The sequence below is a fragment of the Deltaproteobacteria bacterium genome (assembly GCA_016709225.1).
Classification (GTDB): Bacteria; Myxococcota_A; Polyangia; order Nannocystales; family Nannocystaceae; genus Xiheibacterium; species Xiheibacterium phototrophicum.
This window is the reverse complement of record JADJEE010000001.1, coordinates 727736-749550: the sequence shown is the minus strand read 5'-3', so window position 1 is coordinate 749550 and position 21815 is coordinate 727736. Positions and strand designations below refer to the sequence as shown.

Annotated in this window: 18 protein-coding genes; 8 read left to right on the top strand and 10 right to left on the bottom strand. The window is 72.7% G+C overall.

From position 1 onward, the window contains the following. Positions 1–3: 3 nt before the first annotated feature. Together IPH07_03125 and IPH07_03120 are read right to left on the bottom strand one after the other, a co-directional pair. A complete protein-coding gene (locus IPH07_03125; protein MBK6916373.1) occupies positions 4–720 on the bottom strand; it encodes a hypothetical protein in 717 nt (238 codons plus the stop codon). Between the two features lie 145 nt (positions 721–865). Then, positions 866–2170, bottom strand: a complete 1305-nt coding sequence (locus IPH07_03120; GenBank protein ID MBK6916372.1) for a hypothetical protein — start codon at positions 2168–2170, stop codon at positions 866–868. A gap of 355 nt (positions 2171–2525) precedes the next feature. Between IPH07_03120 and IPH07_03115 the strand changes: the two genes are divergently transcribed. Beyond that, the gene (locus IPH07_03115) at positions 2526–4094 is read left to right on the top strand and encodes a beta-ketoacyl synthase (GenBank protein ID MBK6916371.1); all 1569 of its coding nucleotides are present in this window, start codon (positions 2526–2528) and stop codon (positions 4092–4094) included. 46 nt (positions 4095–4140) lie between these two features. Here IPH07_03115 and IPH07_03110 read toward each other — a convergent pair whose 3' ends face one another. Further along, positions 4141–4740 carry a hypothetical protein gene (locus tag IPH07_03110; GenBank protein ID MBK6916370.1) on the bottom strand — a complete coding sequence of 200 codons (600 nt, stop codon included), beginning with the start codon at positions 4738–4740 and terminating at the stop codon, positions 4141–4143. Positions 4741–4879: 139 nt separating this feature from the next. Here IPH07_03110 and IPH07_03105 point away from each other — a divergent pair, with 139 nt between their 5' ends. The 7 genes from IPH07_03105 (at position 4880) to IPH07_03075 (ending at position 12381) form a co-directional block, all read left to right on the top strand. Next, positions 4880–5734 carry a S1 family peptidase gene (locus IPH07_03105; protein MBK6916369.1) on the top strand — a complete coding sequence of 285 codons (855 nt, stop codon included), beginning with the start codon at positions 4880–4882 and terminating at the stop codon, positions 5732–5734. Continuing rightward, complete coding sequence (locus IPH07_03100; protein MBK6916368.1) at positions 5731–6717, top strand: hypothetical protein; 987 nt, start codon at positions 5731–5733, stop codon at positions 6715–6717. The genes IPH07_03105 and IPH07_03100 overlap by 4 nt, the downstream gene beginning before the upstream one ends. A gap of 57 nt (positions 6718–6774) precedes the next feature. Continuing rightward, the gene (locus IPH07_03095; protein ID MBK6916367.1) at positions 6775–7173 is read left to right on the top strand and encodes a TerB family tellurite resistance protein; all 399 of its coding nucleotides are present in this window, start codon (positions 6775–6777) and stop codon (positions 7171–7173) included. Positions 7174–7282: 109 nt separating this feature from the next. Beyond that, positions 7283–10726, top strand: coding sequence for a protein kinase (locus tag IPH07_03090; GenBank protein MBK6916366.1), 3444 nt, complete (start codon positions 7283–7285; stop codon positions 10724–10726). After that, positions 10723–11229 carry a low molecular weight phosphotyrosine protein phosphatase gene (locus IPH07_03085; GenBank protein MBK6916365.1) on the top strand — a complete coding sequence of 169 codons (507 nt, stop codon included), beginning with the start codon at positions 10723–10725 and terminating at the stop codon, positions 11227–11229. Before IPH07_03090 ends, IPH07_03085 begins: the two co-directional genes overlap by 4 nt. Beyond that, positions 11216–12088: a fructosamine kinase family protein gene (locus IPH07_03080; GenBank protein MBK6916364.1), complete on the top strand. Its 873-nt coding sequence runs from the start codon at positions 11216–11218 to the stop codon at positions 12086–12088. Before IPH07_03085 ends, IPH07_03080 begins: the two co-directional genes overlap by 14 nt. Positions 12089–12156: 68 nt before the next feature. Then, the gene (locus IPH07_03075; protein MBK6916363.1) at positions 12157–12381 is read left to right on the top strand and encodes a hypothetical protein; all 225 of its coding nucleotides are present in this window, start codon (positions 12157–12159) and stop codon (positions 12379–12381) included. Between the two features lie 204 nt (positions 12382–12585). On the opposite strand, the gene IPH07_03070 is transcribed toward IPH07_03075, so the two are convergent. The 7 genes from IPH07_03070 to IPH07_03040 all read right to left on the bottom strand — a co-directional run bounded on the left by IPH07_03070 (position 12586) and on the right by IPH07_03040 (position 21797). Continuing rightward, positions 12586–14298 carry an FAD-binding protein gene (locus IPH07_03070; GenBank protein ID MBK6916362.1) on the bottom strand — a complete coding sequence of 571 codons (1713 nt, stop codon included), beginning with the start codon at positions 14296–14298 and terminating at the stop codon, positions 12586–12588. Between the two features lie 94 nt (positions 14299–14392). Then, on the bottom strand, positions 14393–15073 hold the full coding sequence (locus IPH07_03065) for a hypothetical protein (protein MBK6916361.1): 681 nt from the start codon (positions 15071–15073) through the stop codon (positions 14393–14395). A gap of 65 nt (positions 15074–15138) precedes the next feature. Continuing rightward, entirely contained in the window at positions 15139–16062 is a 924-nt protein-coding gene (locus tag IPH07_03060; protein MBK6916360.1) for a hypothetical protein, read from the bottom strand. 97 nt (positions 16063–16159) lie between these two features. Further along, on the bottom strand, positions 16160–16729 hold the full coding sequence (locus tag IPH07_03055; GenBank protein ID MBK6916359.1) for a hypothetical protein: 570 nt from the start codon (positions 16727–16729) through the stop codon (positions 16160–16162). Between the two features lie 45 nt (positions 16730–16774). Then, positions 16775–18865, bottom strand: a complete 2091-nt coding sequence (locus tag IPH07_03050) for a cation:proton antiporter (GenBank protein ID MBK6916358.1) — start codon at positions 18863–18865, stop codon at positions 16775–16777. After that, positions 18862–20238: a UbiD family decarboxylase gene (locus tag IPH07_03045; protein ID MBK6916357.1), complete on the bottom strand. Its 1377-nt coding sequence runs from the start codon at positions 20236–20238 to the stop codon at positions 18862–18864. Before IPH07_03045 ends, IPH07_03050 begins: the two co-directional genes overlap by 4 nt. Then, positions 20235–21797: an acyl--CoA ligase gene (locus IPH07_03040; GenBank protein MBK6916356.1), complete on the bottom strand. Its 1563-nt coding sequence runs from the start codon at positions 21795–21797 to the stop codon at positions 20235–20237. The genes IPH07_03045 and IPH07_03040 overlap by 4 nt, the downstream gene beginning before the upstream one ends. Between the last annotated feature and the right edge of the window lie 18 nt (positions 21798–21815).

Below are 21815 nucleotides of genomic sequence, written 5' to 3'. Positions count from 1 at the left end.
GTACTAGAACCGCATCTGCAGGCCCTGGCCCTGCATCTGCAGCATCACGCGGCCGCGCGCGTCCGCGATCGCGTGACGGCGACGCGACGCACCAGCGGCGATGAGGATGATGCCGGTCAGCACCAGCACGCCGGCGGTGGTGCCGACGATGCGGGCGGCGGGGATCTGGCGGTTGCGCTCGTCGGCCAGCCGCGCGTGCTCGGACCCGCTGCTGGCCTGCTGCACCTCGGCGCGCGAGAGCATGGCCCACGACAGCGTGCTCAGCAGCGCGAAGCCACCGATGCCGAGGCTGAACGAGCCGCCGATGATCATGCTGCGACCGGAGCGGTAGCGCGGCGCGATGTCGGGGTCGTAGCGCAGCAGGTCGCGCACCGCGACGCGCGGCGAGAAGGCCGGCGCGGGCGCAGGCGCAGCCACCACCGCCGGCACCACCACGGTCGGCACCACCGTGGTGGTGGTCGTGGTGGTGGTGGTCGCGGTCGTGACCGCGGTGGTGGTGGTCGGCGTGGTCGTGACCACCGTGGTGGTCGGGGCCACCGCGACCGGGGCCATCGCCGCAGGTGCGACGACCACCTGTGCGGGCGCGGTCGCGACCGGCGTCGGCGCGACCACGATCACCTCGGGGGCGGCGTCGAACAGCTGCACGCGCAGGCCGACAGGCGGCGTCATCGCGAGGGGGACGAGCAGCGACGCGGCGGTGAGCTGGGCGAGCACGGGCATGGCTACCGGGCAGCATGACGCCAACTGGGACAAGCGGTCGTGCGCCGCGCCACAGTGCCCACCGACGGTGCGCCAGCCCGGTGCTGCGCCCCGACCCGACGCGCGGGGGGCCTCGCGACGCCCACCCGCACGCGGTGCGGGCGCGCTAGCCGTTGGCGTAGACGTCGACGTCGGGCAGCAGATCCCAGCTCCGCAGGTCGCGGCAGAACGGATCGATCGAGGGGTCGCAGCACGACGGCTCGGCCGCGGGGGTGCAGCAGTCCTGCTGGAGATCGTCGCAGCAGCGGGCATCGGCGGTGGGATCGCAGGCCCAGTACTTGGCCGCGTTCCACGGGAACCAGCAGCGCAGCTCGCCGGCGTCGGTGTCGAGCGCACAGACCTCGCCGAAGGTCAGCTGCACCTGCTCGGGCTCGAAGCCCTCGAGCGGCAGCTCGTCGGATCGCAGCGCGCCCGCGGTGCCGGTGGTCCACAGGCTCACGTCGGAGCTGTACGGGAAGCCCCAACACTGCACGCCGCGATTGCCGTTGGTGTCGTCGTAGACGGCGCAGGTGCCGGCTTCGCCGGCCGCGACGTCGATGTACGAGCGATCGCCCGGGATGTACTGCATGGTCCCGCCGTCTTCGATCGGCAGCTCGACGCCGGTGGGCGTGCCCTTGAACGACGGCGAGAGCTGGTGCGCGCCGTCGTCACCCCAGCAGTAGACGTTGTCGAAGTTCGAGCGTGCACAGGTGTGCATGAAGCCGGCCGAGACCTGCACGAAGCGCTCGCCGTTGGCGGCATAGGGGAGATCGCTGGCACGCACGAGGTCGATGTCGCCGGCGGTCTTGCCCCAACACTGCACCGCATCGCCGTCGATGATCTGCCCGCCGACGTTGCGACGCACCACGCCGCAGCTCTGCGTCGTGTGCAGCGAGAGCGTGCTGAACAGGACGTTGGCGGGGGCATCGGAGACCTGCCCGAAATCGTCGCGCCCCCAGCAGATCGCGTGGTTGGTCCAGTCGGTCGCGCAGTTGTGGTTCTGTCCGACCGCGAGCTGCCGCCAGTCGTGCTCGGGCGGCACGTCGATCTGGCCGTCCTCGTTGCGGCCCCAGCAATCGATGAAGCCACGCGCGTTGAAGCCGGTGGGTCCGTTGACGTCGCGCACGTTCACGCAGCTGTGTCGCTCGCCGGCACCGACCTGGAACGGCCAGCTCGGCGGTCCGCCGAACTTCACGCCGTGATCGCCGCCGAAGATGAACTCCTCGCCACCCCAACACCACAGCCAGCCGTCGTCGTTCGCGGCGCAGCCGTGCTGTACGGAGATGTCGAAGTGATGCACGGGCGCGGCTGCGGCGTGCTGCGGCGCCGCCAGAATCGGCAGCATCGGCAGCGCGGCCGACAGCGCGAGCATCGAGACGTTGGCGGTGGTGCGGTGCATGCGAGGGCGGCGGGGATTCGGGTTCAGGGTCATGTCGGCTCCGGTGCACGCGCATCGCAAGCGGCGGGCCAGATCGCGAGGTTCGCCTCGGCCGCGCTCCTGCGACCTTCCGACAGCGGCTCGGCCGCTCCGCGCCACGGGACGTCCCCGGGGGACGTCTCGCCCACCCGGGCAGGCCGGCGACCGACCCGAGCCAAGGGCGCGCGCCCGCGCAGGCGTGAAGGCCCGCGCGCAGGCGTGAAGGCCCGCGCGCACCGAGCTCGCCCACCGGTCGTCGCGCTGCGATCGCGCGGCGCATGCACGCATCGCGTCGCAGGCCCCGCGCGCGCGGCCGGATCCGTGGACACCGAGGCCCGCGGTCGGCTACAACTCGAAGCCGCAGCGAGCCATGACGCCCACGCGCATCGGTGTCTTCGGCTGGGGCCTCGTCGCGCCAGGGGCGCGTGACATCGACGCGTTCGCGACCATGATGCTGGGCCAGGACAGCCAGCTGTCGCGGTTCGACGGCTTCGGTCCGAGCAACTTCCTGGTCGGCAACCCGAGCTTCGATTTCGCCGCGTGGCGGCCGTGGATCGACGCCCGCTTCCCACCCAACCGCTATCCGTTGCTCGAGCGCAAGTTCGGCGACCCGGCGAAGTTCGCGATCGCATCGTTCATCCAGGCGCTGGGCCAGAACCCGGCGATGGAGGACGAGCTGCGCGCGCTCGGACCGGCCGCGCAGGTGATCGTCGGCGGCGGGCTCACGGATCTGCCGACCTACGATCGGCTCGGACGCACGCTCGAGCGGGTGCAGCGGCGTTGGAATCGCTTCTGGGCCCAGCCCGAGCGCAACGCCGCGCTGCGTCGGCACCTCGCCGGCACGCTCGATGCGACCGCCCCCGCCGATCCTCGGGGGGTCGACGACGAGCTCGCGCGCGACGACGCCGAGGACGCGTGGTGGTCGTACTGGGCCGCGCGCTCGGACGCGCTGGCGGAGTACCTCGCGGCGCTGCGCGAGATCGAGGGCGTCGATGTCGGCGAGGACGTCGACACCGCCAAGGCCAGCGTCATCAAGGCGAAGCAGCGCGGCGCCCGTGAGCTGCGGGTGCGCTGGGGCGCACCCGAGGCACCCTGGGAGCAGTCGATGGCGCCCGCGCTGTGGAACATCGCGTCGACGCCGTCGTCGCAGATCTCCATGCTCGGGCACATCACCGGCATGTGCTTCTCGCCGTACGCGGCCTGCTCGACCTTCGGCTTCGCGCTCAAGCTCGGCATGGACGCCATCCAGCGCGGCGAGGCGAAGCTGGTGGTGGTGGGAGCCACCGATCCGCCGCCCAACCCACTCAGCGTCGCTGGCTTCTACGACGCGCGCGTCATCTCGCATGACGGCGAGGTCTCCAAGCCGCTCACCGGTCTGCGCGGCACCCACGTCGCCGGCGGGGCGACCGTGTGGATCATCGGCGACCTCGACCACTACCGCGCCAAGGGCTGGCGACCGCTCGGACTCGAGCCGGTCGCGGTCGGCGTGACCGCCGACGCCGATCACATCATCACGCCATCGAAGGCCGGTGCCATCGAGGCCATTCGCATCGCGCTCGCGAAGGCCCACGTGGCCCCCGAGGAAATCGGTGCGTTCGACATGCACGCGACCGGCACGCCTGGCGACCTCAACGAGCTCGAGCTGCTGCGCGAGGTCCTGCCGGCGAGCTGCTGCTTCAGCGCCCGCAAGGGTCGCTTCGGCCACGGCATGGGCGCCGGCGGCGGCTGGGAGCTCACCGCGCAGTACCTCGGCCACGTCTCGGGCGCGTACTTCCCGACGCCGATCACCGCCGACGAGCTACACCCGCGGATCCGCGCCGTGCATCGGCGCTTCGTGCTGCGCGACGCGGTGCCGGTCGAGCGCCCGTGGGTCGGCAAGCTCTCGATGGGGGTCGGTGGCGTGAACGCCTGCGTGATCTCGCGGACGCTGCCGGACTGACGCCCCTCGCGGGAGGTCGACGGCAGCGCCCTCGAGGGCCGCCCGGTCACAGCTCGCTGCAATAGACCGCACCGGCGAGCCCACAGCCGATCGCCGCCGGCCCGGTGAACGCCGCGCACACGAAGACCATGCCGACCGCGCATCCGAAGCCCCACGCGCTGTAGTGGATCTCGTCGGGGGTGAGGCCGCCGTCTTGGTACTCGATCGCCGAGACGTACTCGCGGCGCAGCTGGCCCTGCTCGTCGACCAGCGCGGTGTTCCAGGCCTCGACCAGCGGCGCCCACCGCTCGGCGAGCACCGCCGGCATCTCGCCGTCGTTCGACGACCACGCCACCGTGGCGTCATCGAACTCGCCCTGCACGCGCACCTCGCCGGCGTCGAAGTACTCGACCACGAACGCGTCGCCCTGGAACTCCATCTCGACGCGCGACGACACGCCCGGGATCACGCGCAGGCTCGCGATCGAAATTTCCTCGGCCGGCGTGGTCGCCTCGATGACGCCGGCGTCGTCCTCGTAGACCACCGACTCGAACTCCACGCTGCGGGTGGCAGTGCTGGGCTCCGCGACGTCGCATGCGGCGAGCGACAGCGCGCCAGCGACGAGCAGGGTGAACGAACGGGTGCAGAAATTGTGAATCGTCTTCATGGTGTCGGTCTCTCCTTGCGGCATCACGCCGCTCGATCGGGCCGTGCCGCCGCCACGACTTCGGTTCCCGACCGCGAGCACGACGATCGATCTGCGATCGCGCGAAGATTCGAGTGAATGTCGGAGTCGACATCGACGCATGCAGTCGATCGCCCTCGCCGTCTCGATCGCGCTCACCGACGGATTCGTCGGCACGCGCGAGCCCGTCACCATCACCGACGCCGCGCGCTCTTCGTTCGCCGACGTGGTCGCGCTGTCGCTGGCCGATCACATCTATTGCACCGCGACGATGCTGAGCGCGAGCCATGGCCTCACCGCAGCACACTGCATCGCGTTGCGTCGGCCCGACGTCCACACGTTCGATGGTGGCGAGCTCGCGCGCGTCGCCGAGGTCGCAGTCCACCCCGACTTCGACGCCGCGACGCTCGCCCACGACCTCGCGATGTTCCGACTCGAGCAACCGCTCGCCGCCGGCGACGGCGTCGAGCTCGAGCAGGATGGCGCGCCCCGGGCCGGAGATGACCTGATCGCGGTCGGCTTCGGCTACGACGGTCGCGGCTGGGGTCAGCAGCATGCGGGCACCGTCCGCGTGACGGACGTGGGCGACACCACGCTGCAGGTGGAGCCCCACCCGCAGAGCCTGTGCACGGGGGACTCTGGCGCGCCCGCGTTCGCGACCAGCGAGGTCGGCGCGCGGCGACTGGTCGGCGTCACCTCGAGCGGCGACGCCGCGTGCGAGGATCACGGTCGACTCGTGCGGGTCGACGCCGAGGCCGACGTGATCGCGACGCTGTGGCAGTCGCTCGAGCCTGCCGCACGCGGTTGTGCCGTCGGCGGGCCCCCGCGCGGCGGCGAGAAGCCGATCGCGCTCGCGGTGGCGCTGTGCCTGCTCGGCCATCGTCGACGGCTCGACCGACGCGCGCGCGGACGACGTCGGCGATGCGATCGCCCGCGCGGTCCTTGGCCGCCATGCGGTACCATCGGCCCGCCTTGACGCCCATCCCGAGCTTGATGCTCGCGCTCGCGCAAGATCCGGCCGCGCCGCGCGACGAGCCGCCGCCGGCGGGCGAGGTCGTGCTCGAGTGGTCGGCTCCGAGCGCGTGCCCGACCCGGCGCGACGTTCAACGCCGGCTGGGTGAGCTGCTCGGCGCCGCGAGCTCGAACACCGCGGGCGTGCGGGTGTCGGGCACCGTGGTCGCCGAGGGCAGCGGGTTCGCACTCACGCTGCGCACGCACACCGCCAGCGGCACCAGCGAGCACACGCTCGCGTCCCCGGATTGCCGCGCGCTGGCCGACGGCGCCGCGCTCATCGCCGCGGTCGCGGCCGATCCGCTCGCGGTCGATCGCACGCTGCAGGCACCGCCGCCCGAGGCACCACCACCGCCCGACGAGACCGTGGTGACGGTCTCGCCGCCGCTCGACGATCCGCCGCGGCGTCGCGGTCGGCTGCGACTGGCTCGCTTCGCGCTGCGGGCCGAGGGTGCGCTCGAGTCGGGCCTGCTGCCCAAGCTCGGCTTCGGCCCGATCGTGAGCGCTGGGATGATCGGGCCCTACTGGCGCGCCGAGCTGTCGGCGATCTACCTCGCGCCGCGCTCGGTGTTCACCGACGCCAGCAAGACCGCCGGCGCCGCGATCGGGCGCTGGGCCGTGCGCGCGCGCGGCTGCGGGGTCCCGACCTGGCGCATCCTCGAGTTCCCGCTGTGCATGGGCTTCGAGGGCGGCCAGCTGTCGGCGCGTCCGCTCGGCACCGGCATGACCGCCGCCGCAGCCGACGGTCGCGACGCCCGCGGCTTCGGCGTGTGGTCGGCCGGTGGTGCGATCGGCATCTCGCCGCGCCCGTTCGTGGCGTTCTTCGTCGGCGTCGACGGCCTGGTCGCGCTGGCGCGGCCCCGGTTCGTCAGCGGCGGTGTGTTGCTGCACGAGCCCCACCGCGGGGGCGTGCGTGCGAGCGTCGGACTCGAGCTGCGCGTGCCGTAGCACCGCGCTGCACTTTGGGGGGCGACGTGGCCGTGGTAGAACCGTGCAAGGGTGACCATGACCACGATCGCGGACGATCACGGCCTCGTGCTGCGCGTGTTGATGGGGGTCGTGGCCGCCGACCTGCTCGACGCCGACGAGGGCCGCGCGAGCCTGCAGGCCTGCTACACCCGTCTCACCGGCCGCCCGCTCGACGCCGCGGCGGTGGGCACGGGGCGCGCGCACGCCGTGGATCACCCGGGCGCGTGGCTCGACGCCGCACGGCAGCTGGCCCGTGCGCTGGAGCCCGAGGCGCGCGACCGCGTGCTCGCGAGCGCGTTCGAGATCGCATGCGCAGACGGCTTCGTCTTGGAGGAAGAAGACCGTGTACTCGCGACGCTGGCCGCCGCGCTCGGCATGAGCGACGCGGAGTACCGCCACAGCATCGAGCGGCTGTTGGCGGCCGCGCAGGCGTGAGCCTGCCCAGTGCGCCCGAGCGGCCCCGCACCCCCACGTGGGCGCGACTTGCTCCTGGCGACCCGCGTTGACGGCCTCAAACCGTCGGCCGCCTGCTAGCATCGCCGGGGTGGATCGGGAGCGCGAAGCACCGGCGGCGCCGCGAGGGCCGGGCAGCGGCGAGCTGAGTGCACGCTACGACGTGATCGGTCGGCTCGCGGTCGGCGGCATGGCCGAGCTGTTCCTGGGCCGCCCCAAGGGCGCGCCCGCGAACACCGGCGCGGTGGTCATCAAGCGCATCCTGCCGCAGCTCGCCGAGGATCCCGAGTTCGTGCGGATGTTCCGCGACGAGGCCCACCTGGCCTCGACCCTCGACCATCCCAACATCGTGCGCGTGTTCGACATCGGCACCGACGGTGACGAGCCGTTCTTCACGATGGAGTACGTGCACGGCGAGAACCTGCGCACGATCCTCCGCGGCGCGCAGGCCCGCAACGAGGCCATCCCGCTGCCGGTCGTGCTGAGCATCGCCGTCGGGGTCACCGCGGCGCTGCACTACGCCCACGAGCGCACCGATCGCGACGGTCGTCCGCTCGCGATCGTGCACCGCGACGTGTCGCCGACCAACGTGCTGGTGAGCCAGGGCGGTGAGGTCAAGATCGTCGACTTCGGCATCGCGAAGGCCGCCGCCGCGACCCACGTCACGCAGGCCGGCATGCTCAAGGGCAAGGCCTCGTACATGTCGCCCGAGCAGTGCCGCGCCGATCCGGTCGATCGCCGCAGCGACGTGTTCGCGATCGGCATCCTGCTGTACGAGCTCACCACGTTGCAGCGGTTGTTCCGCGGCGAGAACGAGCTGGCGATCCTGCATCAGATCCTGACCGGCACCGTGCCGCCGCCGTCCGGCATCGTGCCCGGCTACCCGCCGCAGCTCGAGGCGATCCTGATGCGCTCGTTGCAGGTCGACCCCGCCGGCCGCTACCCGACCGCGGCCGCGATGCAGGCCGACCTCGAACAGCTGTGCCACCAGCTCGGCGTGCGTCCGAGCGCGGCGCTGCTGTCGAGCTATCTGGTCGAACGCTTCGGCGACAAGCCACTGCCGTGGCAGGACGTGCCGCTGCGACGCGTCGAGGGCACCGGCTCGGAGGCCCGCGTGGAGCGGCCCGCCCCACCGCGATCCGCCGCAGCGCCGGCGGCCGTGCGTGCCGCGGCGCCGACCGGCGCCAAGCCGGCGTCGGCCGGGGTCTCGCGGCGTCCCGCGACCGGCGTGCAGGTGGCTGCGCGCGCGCCCGCACCGGCGCGCTCGGGCACCGAGACCCGCTCCGACGCGCGCATGCCCGCGCGACCGGTCGCGACACAGCCACCTGCGCCGCCCGCCCGCGGCGCCCCACCGGCGCCGCCCGGCGCCGCCCGCCCCACTGCCCCCGAGGCCGCGGTACCGAGTCCGATCGACGCTGCGCCGACGGTCTCGATCCCGGCGGGCCCCGGCAGCGTCGGCGGCCCCCCGGCGCCCTCGCGCGCGACCGTGGTGCCGACCCAGGCCCCCGCGGCACGCAGCACCGTGGTGCCGACCCAAGCCCCCGCCGCACGCGGCACGGTGGTGCCGACCCAGGCCCCCGCTTCACGCGGCACCGTGGTGCCGACCCAGCCGCCCGGCGCGATGCCGGGCCCACCGATGCCCGCGCGCGCACCGATGCCGCCCGGCCCACCGGCACCCACGCGACCGATGAGCGACGAGCAGGCCGCGTTCTTGCGCGGTGAACGACCCGCGGGTGCCGAGTTCACGGCGGGCACACCCGATGCCGCCGCGTCCGCCACCGACTTCGCCGCGACGCTGCCCGGTGCGGCACAGGGCTCCGGCGCAGCAGCGGCCGGTCACACGATGATCGCGCCACCGCGATCGAGTGAGCACACGATGATCGCACCGCCGCGATCGAGTGAGCACACGATGATCGCACCGCCGCCGGCGAGCGAGCAGACCGTGATCGCGCCACCGCGATCGAGCGAGCACACGATGATCGCGCCACCGCGATCGAGCGAGCACACGATGATCGCGCCCGCGTCGTCGGGGGTCGATCACACGATGGTCGCGCCCGCGCTCGCGCAGCTGCCGATGCCGCCGTCGCAGGCCCCGAGCTCGCCGCCGCGCGCGGGTGCGACGCTGCCCGGTGGCGCACCGCCGGCCGCGGCGCGACCGATGGCACCGCCGCCCGCACGCACGATGCCACCCGGCCCCTTCGCGACGCCGGCGCGCGGCGTGCCGACGCTGCCCAGCGGCGCACCGCCGTCGTCCGGCGCCACCCTCCCCGGCGGCGCACCGTCGTCGTCCACCTCGACCCTCCCCGGTGGCGCACCACCGTCGTCGAGCTCGACCCTGCCCGGTGGCGCACCACCGCCGTCGAGCTCGACCCTGCCCGGCGGCGCGCCGGCGTCGTCGAGCTCGACCCTGCCCGGTGGCGCACCGCAGGGCGCGGTGCCGCCGCGTCCGACCGCGAAGACGATGCCGCCGAGCGTGCCGTTCGGCAGCGCGCTCCCGCCCGAGTCGGTCGATCGCACCAGCATCACGCCCGGCAGTGATCCAGCCATGGCGCCGCCGCGCACCGACACCACGGTGTTCCTCGGTGAGGGGCCACGGCCGGTGCCGGCCAGCGATCGCACGATGATGACGCCTTCGCCGGCTGCGACCGCGCCGCCCTCGGGTGTCGATCGCACGATGTTGGCCGCCGTGGACAAGGACGCGGTGCTCGCCATGCTCGCCGCCGCGCCGCCGGTGCCTCCGCCCGGCGCCGATGCGAGCGGTCCGATGTCGTTGCCCCATCCCAGCGCGTCGGCCTCGATGCCGCAGGCAAGCGCGCACGTCGGCGTCACGCAGCCGTTCGCCTCCGAGCCGCCCACCGATCACACGGGCACCTTCGTCGGCGAGCCGAGGCCGCGACGCCGCGGCTTGATGATCGCGATCGCGGCGCTCGTCGGCCTGGTGTTCGTCGGTGGTGGCGTGTTGGCGTGGCCGCGGGTCGTCGCGTGGCGTCAGGCGCGGGCCGCCGCCGAGCAGAGCGTCGCCGCGAACGCGGCGGCGACCGATGGCGAGCCGACCGCGACGCCCGACCCCGTGCCCGAGGTCGAGCCGACGCCGGAGCCGACGCCGGAGCCGACGCCGGACGCTGTGCCCGAGCCAACGCCGGAGCCGACGCCCGATCCGACGCCCGATCCGACGCCCGATCCGACGCCCGATCCGACGCCCGATCCGAAGCTCGATCCGAAGCCAGATCCAGCGCCCGATCCGAAGCTGGATCCGAAGCCAGATCCAACGCTCGATCCCAAGCCGGATCCAACGCCCGACCCGACGCCGGATCCGACGCCCGATCCAACCCCCAAGCCCAAGCCCGAGCCCAAGCCCAAGCCCGAGCCCAAGCCCAAGCCGGATCCCAAGCCCAAGCCCGAGCCCAAGCCCAAGCCCAAGCCGGATCCCAAGCCCAAGCCGGAGCCCAAGCCCAAGCCCGAGCCCAAGCCCAAGCCCAAGCCCGGCCCCACGCCGCTGCCTGGCTTCGGCAACGGACCGCTGGTGCCTCCGTGAGCGAAGCGGGCGTCGTCCGGGTGTGCTTCGTGTGCCACGGCAACATCTGTCGCTCACCGACGGCCGAGGGCGTGATGCTGCAGCTGGTCGAGCGTGCCGGCCTGCGGGACCGCATCGCGATCGACAGTGCCGGCGTGTCGGGGGAGCACGAGGGCGAGCGCGCCGATCCGCGCAGCCGTGCGGTCGCCGAGGCCCGCGGCGTGCCGCTACCCTCGCGGGCCCGTCGCTTCGTGCCCGCCGACTTCGATCGTTTCGATCTCGTGGTCGCGATGGATCGCGACAATCGACGACGGCTCCTGACGCTGACGCGCGACGCGGCCGCTGCGAAGAAGGTCGTGCTGCTCGGCCGCTTCGAGCCCGGCGTGCGTGACGACGACGGGGCCGCCGACGTGCCCGACCCCTGGTACGGTGGACCGGCGGGCTTCGACGAGGTGTTCGACCAGTGCGAGCGCGGCTGCGCGGGCCTGCTGGCGTTCCTGCGCGAGCGCCATGCACTCGCGTGAGCCACCGAAGGCGGTGATCGAGCAGCTCGACGCGCTGCTCGGCGGCGCAGCCGGGCGCGTGCGGCCGACCACCGGTGGCGACAGCTTCGCGAGCTGGTTCGTGGAGCGCGGCGACGTGCGCCTGTTCGTGAAGGTGGGCCGACCCGGCGACGCGCCGTGGCTGGCGGCCGAGGCCGAGGGCCTGCAGTGGCTCGCCGCGGCCCAGGCCGTGCGCGTGCCGGCCGTGCGCGGGCTCGGCTCGGACGACACACCATGGCTCGCGCTCGAGTGGATCGACGTGCACCCGGCGACCGCCGACGCGCAGGCCGAGCTCGGTCGGGCGCTGGCGCGGCTGCACCGCGCGGGCGCTCCGAGCTGCGGCCACGGGCGCGACAACTTCATGGGCCGAGTGCCCCAGGACAACCGGATCGACGACGAGTGGGCGCGCTTCTACGGCGAGCGGCGACTGCTACCGCTGGTGCGACGCACCCGCGACGCCGGCAGCCTCGAGGCCCCGCTCGCCGCTGCGATCGAGGGCGTGGTTGCGCGGCTGCCTGCGCTCGTGGGCCCGCCCGAGCCGCCCGCGCGCCTGCACGGCGATCTGTGGGCGGGCAACGTCCTGTTCGATGCAGCACGGGCGCCGGTGCTCGTCGATCCCGCCGTCTACGGTGGCCACCGCGAGGTCGACCTCGCGATGATGCGGCTGTTCGGTGGGTTCGCGCGGGCGTGCTTCGACGCCTACGATGAGGTCGCGCCGTTGGCCCCCGGCGCAGCCGAGCGCGTGCCGCTGTATCAGCTCTATCCGCTGCTCGTCCACGTCGCGATGTTCGGCGACAGCTGGTGCGGCCGCCTGGCCAGCTGCGTCGACGCGTTGCGGTGACGCGACTTCGCGCCCGCACTGCGGCGGTTTCTTGCGTGCACGCGGGCGCGACCGCTAGCGTGACGCGCGTGAGCCCGTCGGACCCGACCTCTCCCCCCGCGCGCACGCTCGGGCGCCTGGTGCTGCGACGGATCGCCGTGGCCGCGCCGGCCAAGCCCACCGCCGTGGGCATCGTCGAGGAGCCGTGGCCGCCCTCCGAGCCGCCCTACAGTCGCACGCTGTGGGGCGCGTTCCTGCCCGACAGGCGGCGCATCGCCGGCCTCGCGCCCCGCGGCGGCGAGCGTCGGCGCTAGCAGGGTCCCGGAAGAACGCTTCGCGTTCCGCCGCACCCTGCTAGTACCTCGACACAGCGATAGTGATGGGTCAGAACGCCGTCATGGCCGCGACTCCGCAAGGCGCCGTGCCGCCGGAATACCGGGCGTATTTCAAGGTGCGGCAACGCAGCGAGGCGCGGTCAGGGCGGTGTTATGGCCCGTCACTATCGCTGTGTCGAGGTACTAGCCCCAGGGGCGGATGCGGATGTCGCCGTCCTGCGAGGACCACGACTCGTTCACCCACTGCTTGCGCAGCGACAGCGTCTCGCCCTCGCGGGTCGCGAACACGTTGGTGAGCCACTGCGCGTCATCCCGCTCGGGGTAGTCGGCGCGCACGTGTGAGCCACGGCTCTCGGTGCGGAACTCCGCGGCACCGATGATGACCTCGGCGACGTCGAGCAGGTTGCGCTGTTCGAACGCCAGCGCGACGTCGAAGGGCTCGCCGATGCAGAGGTCGTCGTCGATCCGCGCGCGCTGCTCCTGCACGAACGCCCGCGCACGCGCGAGCTTGGTGGCGTCCTTCTCGACCAGCAGCTCGCGCCACATCGTGCGCTGCAGCGCGGGCAGCAGCGCGCCCGGGCGGGTCTTGCCGCCGGTCGCCCGCAGCTTCGCGACACGCTGCAGCAGCAGCGCATCGAGGCCGTCTTGGCGCAGCTGCGGGCCCGGGCGATCCTTCGCGACGTGGGCGGCCTGGCCACCGGCACGCCAGCCGAACACCTGCGAGCCGCCGAGCATGGTACCGCCGAGGCGATCGGCGCCCTGCCAGCCGCAGGTCTCGCCGCACGCGAACAAGCCCACCACCCGTGAGTGGCCGTGTTCGTCGATGCGCACGCCGCCGTTGCTGGTGTGGTGGTGCAGCTGGATCTGCAGCAGGTCGCGCTCGAGATCGATGCCGATGCCGTGCATGTACTCGACGAACACCTCGGGCTGGAAGCCGCGCTTGGTGCCGGAGAGATCGAGCAGCACCGCGTCGTGCTCGGTCGCGCGCCCCGCGAGCACCTCGCCATGGATCGCGCGATCGAGGTGGATCGCAGCGTCGCGGCTCGACACCGGCCAGTGGTAGGCCTTCAGGTTGCTCACCTCTTGCAGCGACAACCCGTCGGGCAGGTACTCGTGCACGAACGACTTGCCGTGCCGGTTGAACATCCGGTACGGCTCCGGCATCTCGTACAGCATGATCATCGCCTGGGTCGGCCACGTGGTCGCGAGCCCCTGCTGCATGAACTCCATGTTGAAGAGCTCGGCACCGGCCCGCAGCGCCATCGCGTAGCCGTCGCCGGTGTTGCCGGGCGGGTTGAAGCTGTACTGGAACAGCTGGCCCACGCCGCCAGTCGCCAGCACCACCGCGCCGGCATCGATGACGAAGGGCTCGCCGTCGTCGTCGACCCCGACCGCGCCGAAGCAGCGGCCGTTCTCGACGATGAGATCGGTGAGGTTGGCGTGCTCGACCACCTGGGTGTTGGTGCCGGCGATCACCGCCTTCTGGATCTGCACGATGTTGTTGGTGCCCTTGGTGTCGGGCGAGGCCGGCATGGTCGCGAGCATCTTGCTCTGGAACTTCATGCCCATGCCGCGCAGGCGCTTGATTGCATCGGCGACCTCGTCCACGAACACGCGGCACAGCTTGGCGTCGGCGGTGCCGAGCCCGGCCTGGACCATGTCGGCCCAGGTCGCGTCGGGCGGGTTGAAGAGACCGCCCTTGGGGCCGACGGTGCGAATGGTCCAGAAGTCCGCCTTGGGGTTGCTGGTGGCCCCGGCCCCGCGCACGCCGGGCACGCCGAACTGCCCCTTGACCGCCAGCAGCGTGCGCGCGCCCGCCTCGTGGGCCGCGATGGTCGCGGCCGTCGCCGCTCCGCCGCCGCCGATGATCAGCACGTCGGTCTCGTAACGCTTCATGCGGCAGCGAGGATGCCCGAGCGCGCGCGCGATTGTCCATGCGCGCGCCCGCGCGCCGCGCTCGGGCAGAACCGCCGCGACACGCGGGCGATCGTCACTGCGGGCACGAGGTCGGGAACGCGTCGGGCAGCGGCGCGCCGTCGTCGACGCGCGCCGCTGCGAAGGTCGAGCCCGCCAGATCGAGCATCAGCGGCTGCGTGACGGTGCCCATCCCCTCGCCGCACCACAGATCCGGCGAGCGGATGCCCGCCGCGAGCACCAGCGACACCCCGAGGTCGCCGCCGGTGATGGGGTTGGCCTCACCGGGGACCTGCAGCCCCGGCAGCGGCACCGTGAAGGCCCCGTCGTCGCCGACCTCGACGACCACCGGCGTCGGCGTGCCGACCGGCTGGCGCGGCGTGGTGGTCGAGCCGACGTCGAGCGACAACGGCTGCAACACCAGCTCGAGTGTCCGCGCAGCGCCGGCGCCCGAGTCCTTCACCTGCACTTCCCACTGCAGTGGATGGGTCGGATCGATGACCGCCGAGAACGCGAGCAGGAAGCGTCCACTGATCTCGCCCTGCGGCGCCTCGCCGGTGCTGCCATCGGGGTCGCCGCTGGTGGAGATCGACGTCGACGTCGTGCTCGACGCTACGGTGGTACCGGTGCCGGTGGCAGAGCTGTCGAGCCCGGTCGTCGCGGTGCCCGAGGCACCACCGCTGTCACTGCTGCCATCCGCACCGCCGTCGTCGGCGACCACCGGTCCGCACGCGCACACGATCCCGCCCACCACCATCCAGCCCAAGCATCGCATCACGTCAGCATGCGCGCCCCCGCCCGCGGCGGCAAGTCGCTCGCCCATCACTCGGGGGTCTGCCAGCCGCCGGGCAGCGACAGCGACGCGCAGAGGTTGCCCTGCGCCGCAGGCACCTCGCCGGTCGTGACGATCGCCTTGCCCAGGTCGGCGTGCACGGTCGCGAGCTCGACCCGAGCACCGCTGCCGGCCAGCGCGCCGGACCAGCTGCGGGTGTGATCGGCAAGCGTGGGCGCGCCGTCGAAGCCCTCGAGCTGCACCTGCAGCCAGAACTGCGGATCATCGGGATCGTCGCCGACGTAGCCGCGCTCGAGCTGCGACACGCTCATCGTCAGCGCGTCGAAGGCGGTGCCGCTGGGTACCCGCAGCCAGCTCGAGCACATGCCGCTCACGAGATCGTCGTCGCCGACGATCTCCATCGCCGCGCCGTCGGTGGGCACCACATCGGCGACCAGGCCGAACGGCGCGCGCAGGCTGAGGCCCTCGACCACGACCTGCGAGAGATGGATGCCGCCGAAGTCGGTGCTCGCGGTCAGCACCAGCGGCGCCTCGCGGGTGCCCTGCGGCACCTCGATGCGCATGTGGCTGCAGCCGGTCGCGGACGCGACCGCGCTGCCGTGATCGGCGGCCGCCTGGTTGCACTGCACCAGCCACACGTCCTGCCAGGTGGTGATCGACAGCTGCGTCGCGACGTCGCGGAAGGCCGCCTCGGCGTCGTCATCGTCGTTTGCACCGGCGTAGAAGCCCGCCGTGACCCTCACGTGATCGAGCCCCGCGACGCCGACGATGGTCACGTCGCCCTCGCCCTGCACGACGATCGGCTCGCCCGCGAACGAGCCCGGCGCAGACGCGACGCTGGCCTCCCAGCTCGACTCGTGGCGCTGGGCGAAGCCGCCGTCCGAGGTCCACACGCACGCGGCCGGCAGCAGCGAGAGGACCAACGGCGTGGCGAAGCGGGCGCGCGAAAGCATGCACCCGCTGCCGACGGACCCGCGGGCGCCTCGATTCGAAGCGGGTGCCACCCCGCTGTGCACTCGCCCACAGCAACGTGGAGCAGCGCCGCGGAATTCACGGCATCCGCGTGAATGCCACCCGCTCGGGCGCGCCGACCGGCGTGCCCGTCGCATCGCAGTACTGCTCGTCCATGCTCAGCGCGTCGTCCTGCACGCGCACGGAGAGCCGGCACAGCGCGCTCGATCCGGCCACGAAGTTGGTGACGCCGCGCTGCTCGAACACCCACGCGTCGCCCTCGCGTGCGACCGCCTGCAGCGTGGCCTGGTTGCCCTGGTTGCAGTAGTGCGTGACGCCCATGCCCTCGCCGTCGGCGAAGAAGACGTCGATGGTCTCGCCGCCGCCAGCGAAGCGCCAGCGCTGCAGCAGCGCCGAGCCGTTGGCGATCGCGAGCGACTCGAGGCGCACGCGATCGTCGGGTCCGCGCCAGCTGCCCACGAGCGCGCTCGACAGCTGCGGCCACGCCTGCGGGTCGACGAGCAGCCGCTCGCCCACGGCCGGTGGCGCAACGGCCGATGGCGAGCTCGGCACCGACGCGACCGCCGGGGACGGCGGGGCCCCGTGGGCGCACGCCAGCGGCAACCACAGGACGAACGAGGCGAGGACGAAGCGAGCGGCGTGTGGCATGGACGGCCCCGTGACACCCGCGGCACCACGCAGCGGTTCCCGCGATCACGCCTTCAGCAGCTCGAGCGCGGCGGCGATGGCCTCGCGCGAGCCGACCAGCGCGAGCACGTCGCCGGCGCGCAGCTCTTGGGCCGACGACGGCACCACGATGTGGGCGTCGTCGCGCTCGATCGCCAGCACGATCGCGCCGGTGCGGCCGCGCAGATCGATCTGCCCGAGCGTGCGCCCGCAGGCCGACGAGGTCGCGGCCAACGTGCACGGCGTGATGTCGCCGAGCCCCGGCAGCACTTGATCGAAGCGCGTGTCCTCGGTCGCCGCCTCCGTCGGTGCGGCCGCCTGCGCGCCGCGACGCAGCAGCTCCGAGACCACCTGCGCGCCCGCCCGCACGTGGCCATCGAGCGCACCGGCGCGGCGCGCCAGCGTGACCACCACCAGAGCCAGCAGCGCGAGCACCAGCGGCGCGGCGATCCACGGCGGCACGAACGGCTGCGTGATCGCCATCATCGGCAGCGCCAGCGCCAGCGAGGCGAACAGCCCGATGACCACCCGCAGCACCTGCCGCGGCGCGAACGCGAGATCGGTGACCGGTCGCTCGCCATCGGTCGCATTCGGTCGCGGCAGCGCGGCCTCGGCCAGCGCGGTCGCCAGCGCCCGCACGCAGCGGATGATGCCGATCACGAACGGCGCGCACGCGAACGCACTGCCGATGCCGATCACGATCGCGCTGCCCTCGAGACCGACGCCGAGCTTGGCCAGCCACACCTCGAGCCGGGGCTCGACGATCGCAGTGCCGACGAGGATCGCCACCACGATCGCGGCATCGACGAGCGCCAGCAGGATCCACCGGCGCACGCCCTCGATGCGTCGACCGGCCTGGGCCTTGCGCAGCGCCTCGAGCCACGTGCCCCACAGCGCGATCACGGTGTGGGCCCGCGCGGGCAGCCGTCGCTCGACGAAGCCCGCGATCGCATCGGCGTGCCGGATCGCGACCGGGGTCGTCATCGCGGTCACGATCGCGGCCAGCACGATCATCGGTACCAGCCGCGGATCGACCACGCCCTTGTCGGCGCCGAGCTGCGCGAGGATGAACGAGAACTCGCCGATCTGCCCCAGCACCAGGCCGGCCTGCAGCGCGACCCGCAGCCGTCGCCCGCCGAGGAAGCCGGCCAGCGTGACCGCGACCAGCTGCCCGACCACGATGACCACCGACAGCCCCAGCGCGATCAGACCCACGGAAGGAACCACCGCGGGATCGACCATCATGCCGATCGACACGAAGAACACCGCCGCGAACAGGTCTCGCACCGGCGTCACCAGCGTCTCGACGCGCTCGCCGATGCCCGACTGTGCGACCAACGAGCCCGCCACGAAGGCACCGAGCGCGACCGAGTAGCCGGCCTGCACCGCCACCATGCCGAGCACGAAGCAGAGTCCGACCGCGACCACGAGCAGCGTCTCGGGGTGGCCCATCGCCGCCACCGGCCGCAGCAACCGCGGCACCACGATCGAGCCCGCCGCCACCAGTGCGAGCAGGAAGCCGAGCAGCTGCGCGATCGTCAGCGCGAGCTCGCCGGCCTGCAGCCCGGCCCCCGAGGCCGCGGTCGTGAGCGCCGCAATCATCACCACGGCAACGAGGTCTTGGATCACCAGCACGCCGTAGACCAGCTCGACCACCGGCTCGGACACCGGCGTATCGGCCAATGCCTTGGCCACCACCATCGTGCTCGAGATCGACAGACCCGCGCCGAGGAACAAGCTGCCGAGGGTCGTGAAGCCCAGCAGCCCGCCGATCACCAGCCCGAACCACGCCATCAGGCTGATCTGCACCAAGCCGACCACGCCCGCGCGTGGGATCGCCTTCGAGAGGTCGGCGGGGCTGAAGTGCAGCCCGATGCCGAACATGACGAGCACCACCCCGAACTCCGACAGCGCCTGCATGCGCGCGGGGTCCGCGAACAAAGGCACCGGCAGGTACGGCCCGACGATGAGCCCGGCCAGCAGGTAGCCCAGCACCGCCGGCTGACCGAAGCGTCGACACAGCGCCGAGGTCACCGCCGCGACGCCCAGCGCGATCGCGAGGTCCTGCACGAACGGCGACACCGCGCCGACGGCGACGAGCCCCATCGCCTGGCTCACCGCCGCCCGAGCAGCGCCGCCAGATCGATGCGATCGAGCACCGCCTGCGGGATGCGATTCTTCGTCACCGCGCGCACCGGCGCGAGCGGCCGGGTGGCGTCGATCGCCAGCTTGCTGCTGGTGCCGTGCTCGTCGACGCACGAAGGATCGAGCGGGGTCCCGCGCAGGCCCTCGATGACCCGCACGTGGCGGTGGGGCTGACACGACAGCGCAATCGCAGCCATGACCCGCGCCATGTCGGAGGGCTCGACGTCGTCGTCGACGACGATCACGACCTTGCTGTAGACATCCTGCAGCAGCGCGTCGGCGATGCGCCGCGGTTCGTCGTCGTCCTGCTTGCGCAACGCCACCACTGCGGTGAGCGGGGCCACCAGCGCGACCTTGGTGACACCGGGTGCGACCGCGGTCGCATCGCGCAGGCAGCGGTGCTCGAGCGCGGGCATCGACAGCATCAGGTGCTCGAGGTGGCCCGAGACGATGTCTTGCACGATCGGCTGCTCGCGGTGACGGATCGCGCTGACGTGCAGCACCGGTGAGCGGGTGCGACCGGTGCCGTAGCCGGTGAACTCGCCGAACGGGCCCTCGTCCATGGTCTCGCCGACCGCGATGCGGCCCTCGAGCACGAACTCGGCGTTGGCGGGCACCAGCAGCTCGCGATCGTGCCGGCAGCGCACCACCGGCAGCGGCGCGCCGAGCATGCCGCCGATGATGTCGTACTCGTCGGTCGCGGCCGGCCCCGAGAACAGCGCGCCCAGGCTCCACGCCGGATGGGCGCCAAGGATCACCGCGACCGGCAGATCACGGCCGGCCGCCACGTGCTTGCGCAGGATGCCGTCGAGGTGGCGACCGGGCTCGATGTAGATGCCGCAGCGATCGCGTCCGGCGATCATCAGGCGGTGGTAGCTGAGGTTGGTGACACCATCGTCCGGGTCGCGTGCGACCACGATCGCCGCGGTGAGGTACGGCTGCGGCGCGTCGTCTTCGTGGTAGCGCAGCGCCGGGAAGCGATGGAGGTCGACCGCGTCGCCCTCCATCGCGCACGCATGCACCGCGGCGTCCTCGACCACCACCGGCGGGTGCGGACGGCGGGCCGCGTCGGCGTAGCGGGCCGCGACCTCCTTGATGCCGCAGCCGAGCCCGAGCGCCAGCCGCCCCATCGAGCCGCACACGTTGGTGACCAGCGGCCACGCGCAGCCGCGCACGTGCTCGAAGTAGAGGATCGGCGAGCGCTGGCGGCCTTCGAGCAGCGTGAGGATCGCGGCGGTCTCGTGCTCGGGGTCGACCTCGTGCTCGACCCGCAGCAGGTCCGACGGGCGCGCGCCCTTCACCGCGGCGAGGAACGAGCGCAGGTCGGCGTCGGAGGGCGTCGTCACACCGGCTCCGCGGGCTTGCCGAGCACCTGCTGCTTGAGCTTGGCGCGGCTGACCTTGCCGGAGTCGGTGCGCGGCAGGTCGTCGACGATCTCGAAGGTCCGAGGCACGCGCACGAACGGCAGCGCCGACAGGCAGTGCTGGCGGAACTCAGCCAGCTCGACCGCCGGGCCCTCGCTCAGGCACACGTAGGCGGCGATGCGCTCGCCGAGCATCGGATCGGGCAGCCCGATCACGGCGACCTCGCGCACCCGCGGGTGCTTGGCGATCACGCCCTCGATCTCCTGCGGGAAGATGCGCTCGCCAGCGCTCTTGATCATCTCGGAGCTGCGACCGGCCAGGAACAGGTGGCCGTCGTCGTCGAGGTAGCCGAGGTCGCCGGTGCGCAGGCGACCGCGCTCGTCGATCTTGCCCAGCGCCCGCTCGTCGCCGGACACGTAGCCCTTCATGATGTTGGGGCCCGACGCGACCACCTCGCCGACCACGTTGGCGCCGACCGGCTCGCCGTCGCCGCCGAGGATCTCGAGCGTCACGCCCGGCAGCGCGCGGCCGAGTCCGCCGCGCTTGCGGAATAGATCGTCGGGGCCGACCCACGTGATGCGCGGCGCGGCCTCGGTCTGCCCGTACGCGAGATGGATGGCGGCGCCGGGGATCGCCCCGTGCAGTCGATCGAGCTCGTCGGGCGTGAGCGCGCCGCCGGTGACGAGCACGTACTCGAGGGCCGGCGGCGGCGTCGCGGCGATCTTGCTGCGATCGAGCAGCTGCTTGAAGTGGTACGGCACGCCCGAGAAGCCGGTGGTGCCGTACTCGGTGAGCTCCATCAGCACCTTCTGGGGGAACTGGAAGCCGGCCGAGAAGTACACCGTACCGCCGAGCATCGCGTGCAGCAGCAGCTGCATGCGGCCGTGGATGTAATAGAGCGGCACCACCACCAAGATGCTGTCGCGATCCGAGCGCTGCATCAGCTCGTTGGCGGCGGCGAGGTTGGAGATGAAGTTGGTGTGGCTGAGCATCACGCCGTTGGGACGGCCGGTGGTGCCCGAGGTGTAGACGATCATCGCGACGTCGTCGGCGTCGCCGTCCGGCTCGAAGCGCTCGCCGCGTTCGTGGGCGAGGATGTCATCGAGCACGTGCAACCCGGCCTCGCGGGCCTTCGCGAACGGCTCGGCGTCGGCGGTCGAGAGCCAGATCGGCGGCAGCTTCACCGGCTCCTCGCCGTCGAGGATCTTCGGCAGCTGCTTCGCATCGACCGCGATCGCCCGCGGTCGCGCCTCGTCGAGCACGCCCTGGATGGTCGCGCGGCCGGCCAAGGTCGGCACGTCGACGTTCTGCGCGCCCGACTTCAAGATGCCCCAGAACCACACCAGCGCCGGCAGCGAGTTGTCGTGGAACATCGCCACGCGATCGCCGGCCCCCACGCCGACCCGGCGCAGGCGCAGCGCCACCTGATCGCTGCGCCGATCGAGCTCGGCGAAGCTGATGCTTTCACGACCGGGGAACACCGCGGCGGGCTTGTCGGGCCAGCGCGCGGCACTTTGGCGGAGCAGCTCGAACAGACGCATGGGCACGCGGCAGCCCCT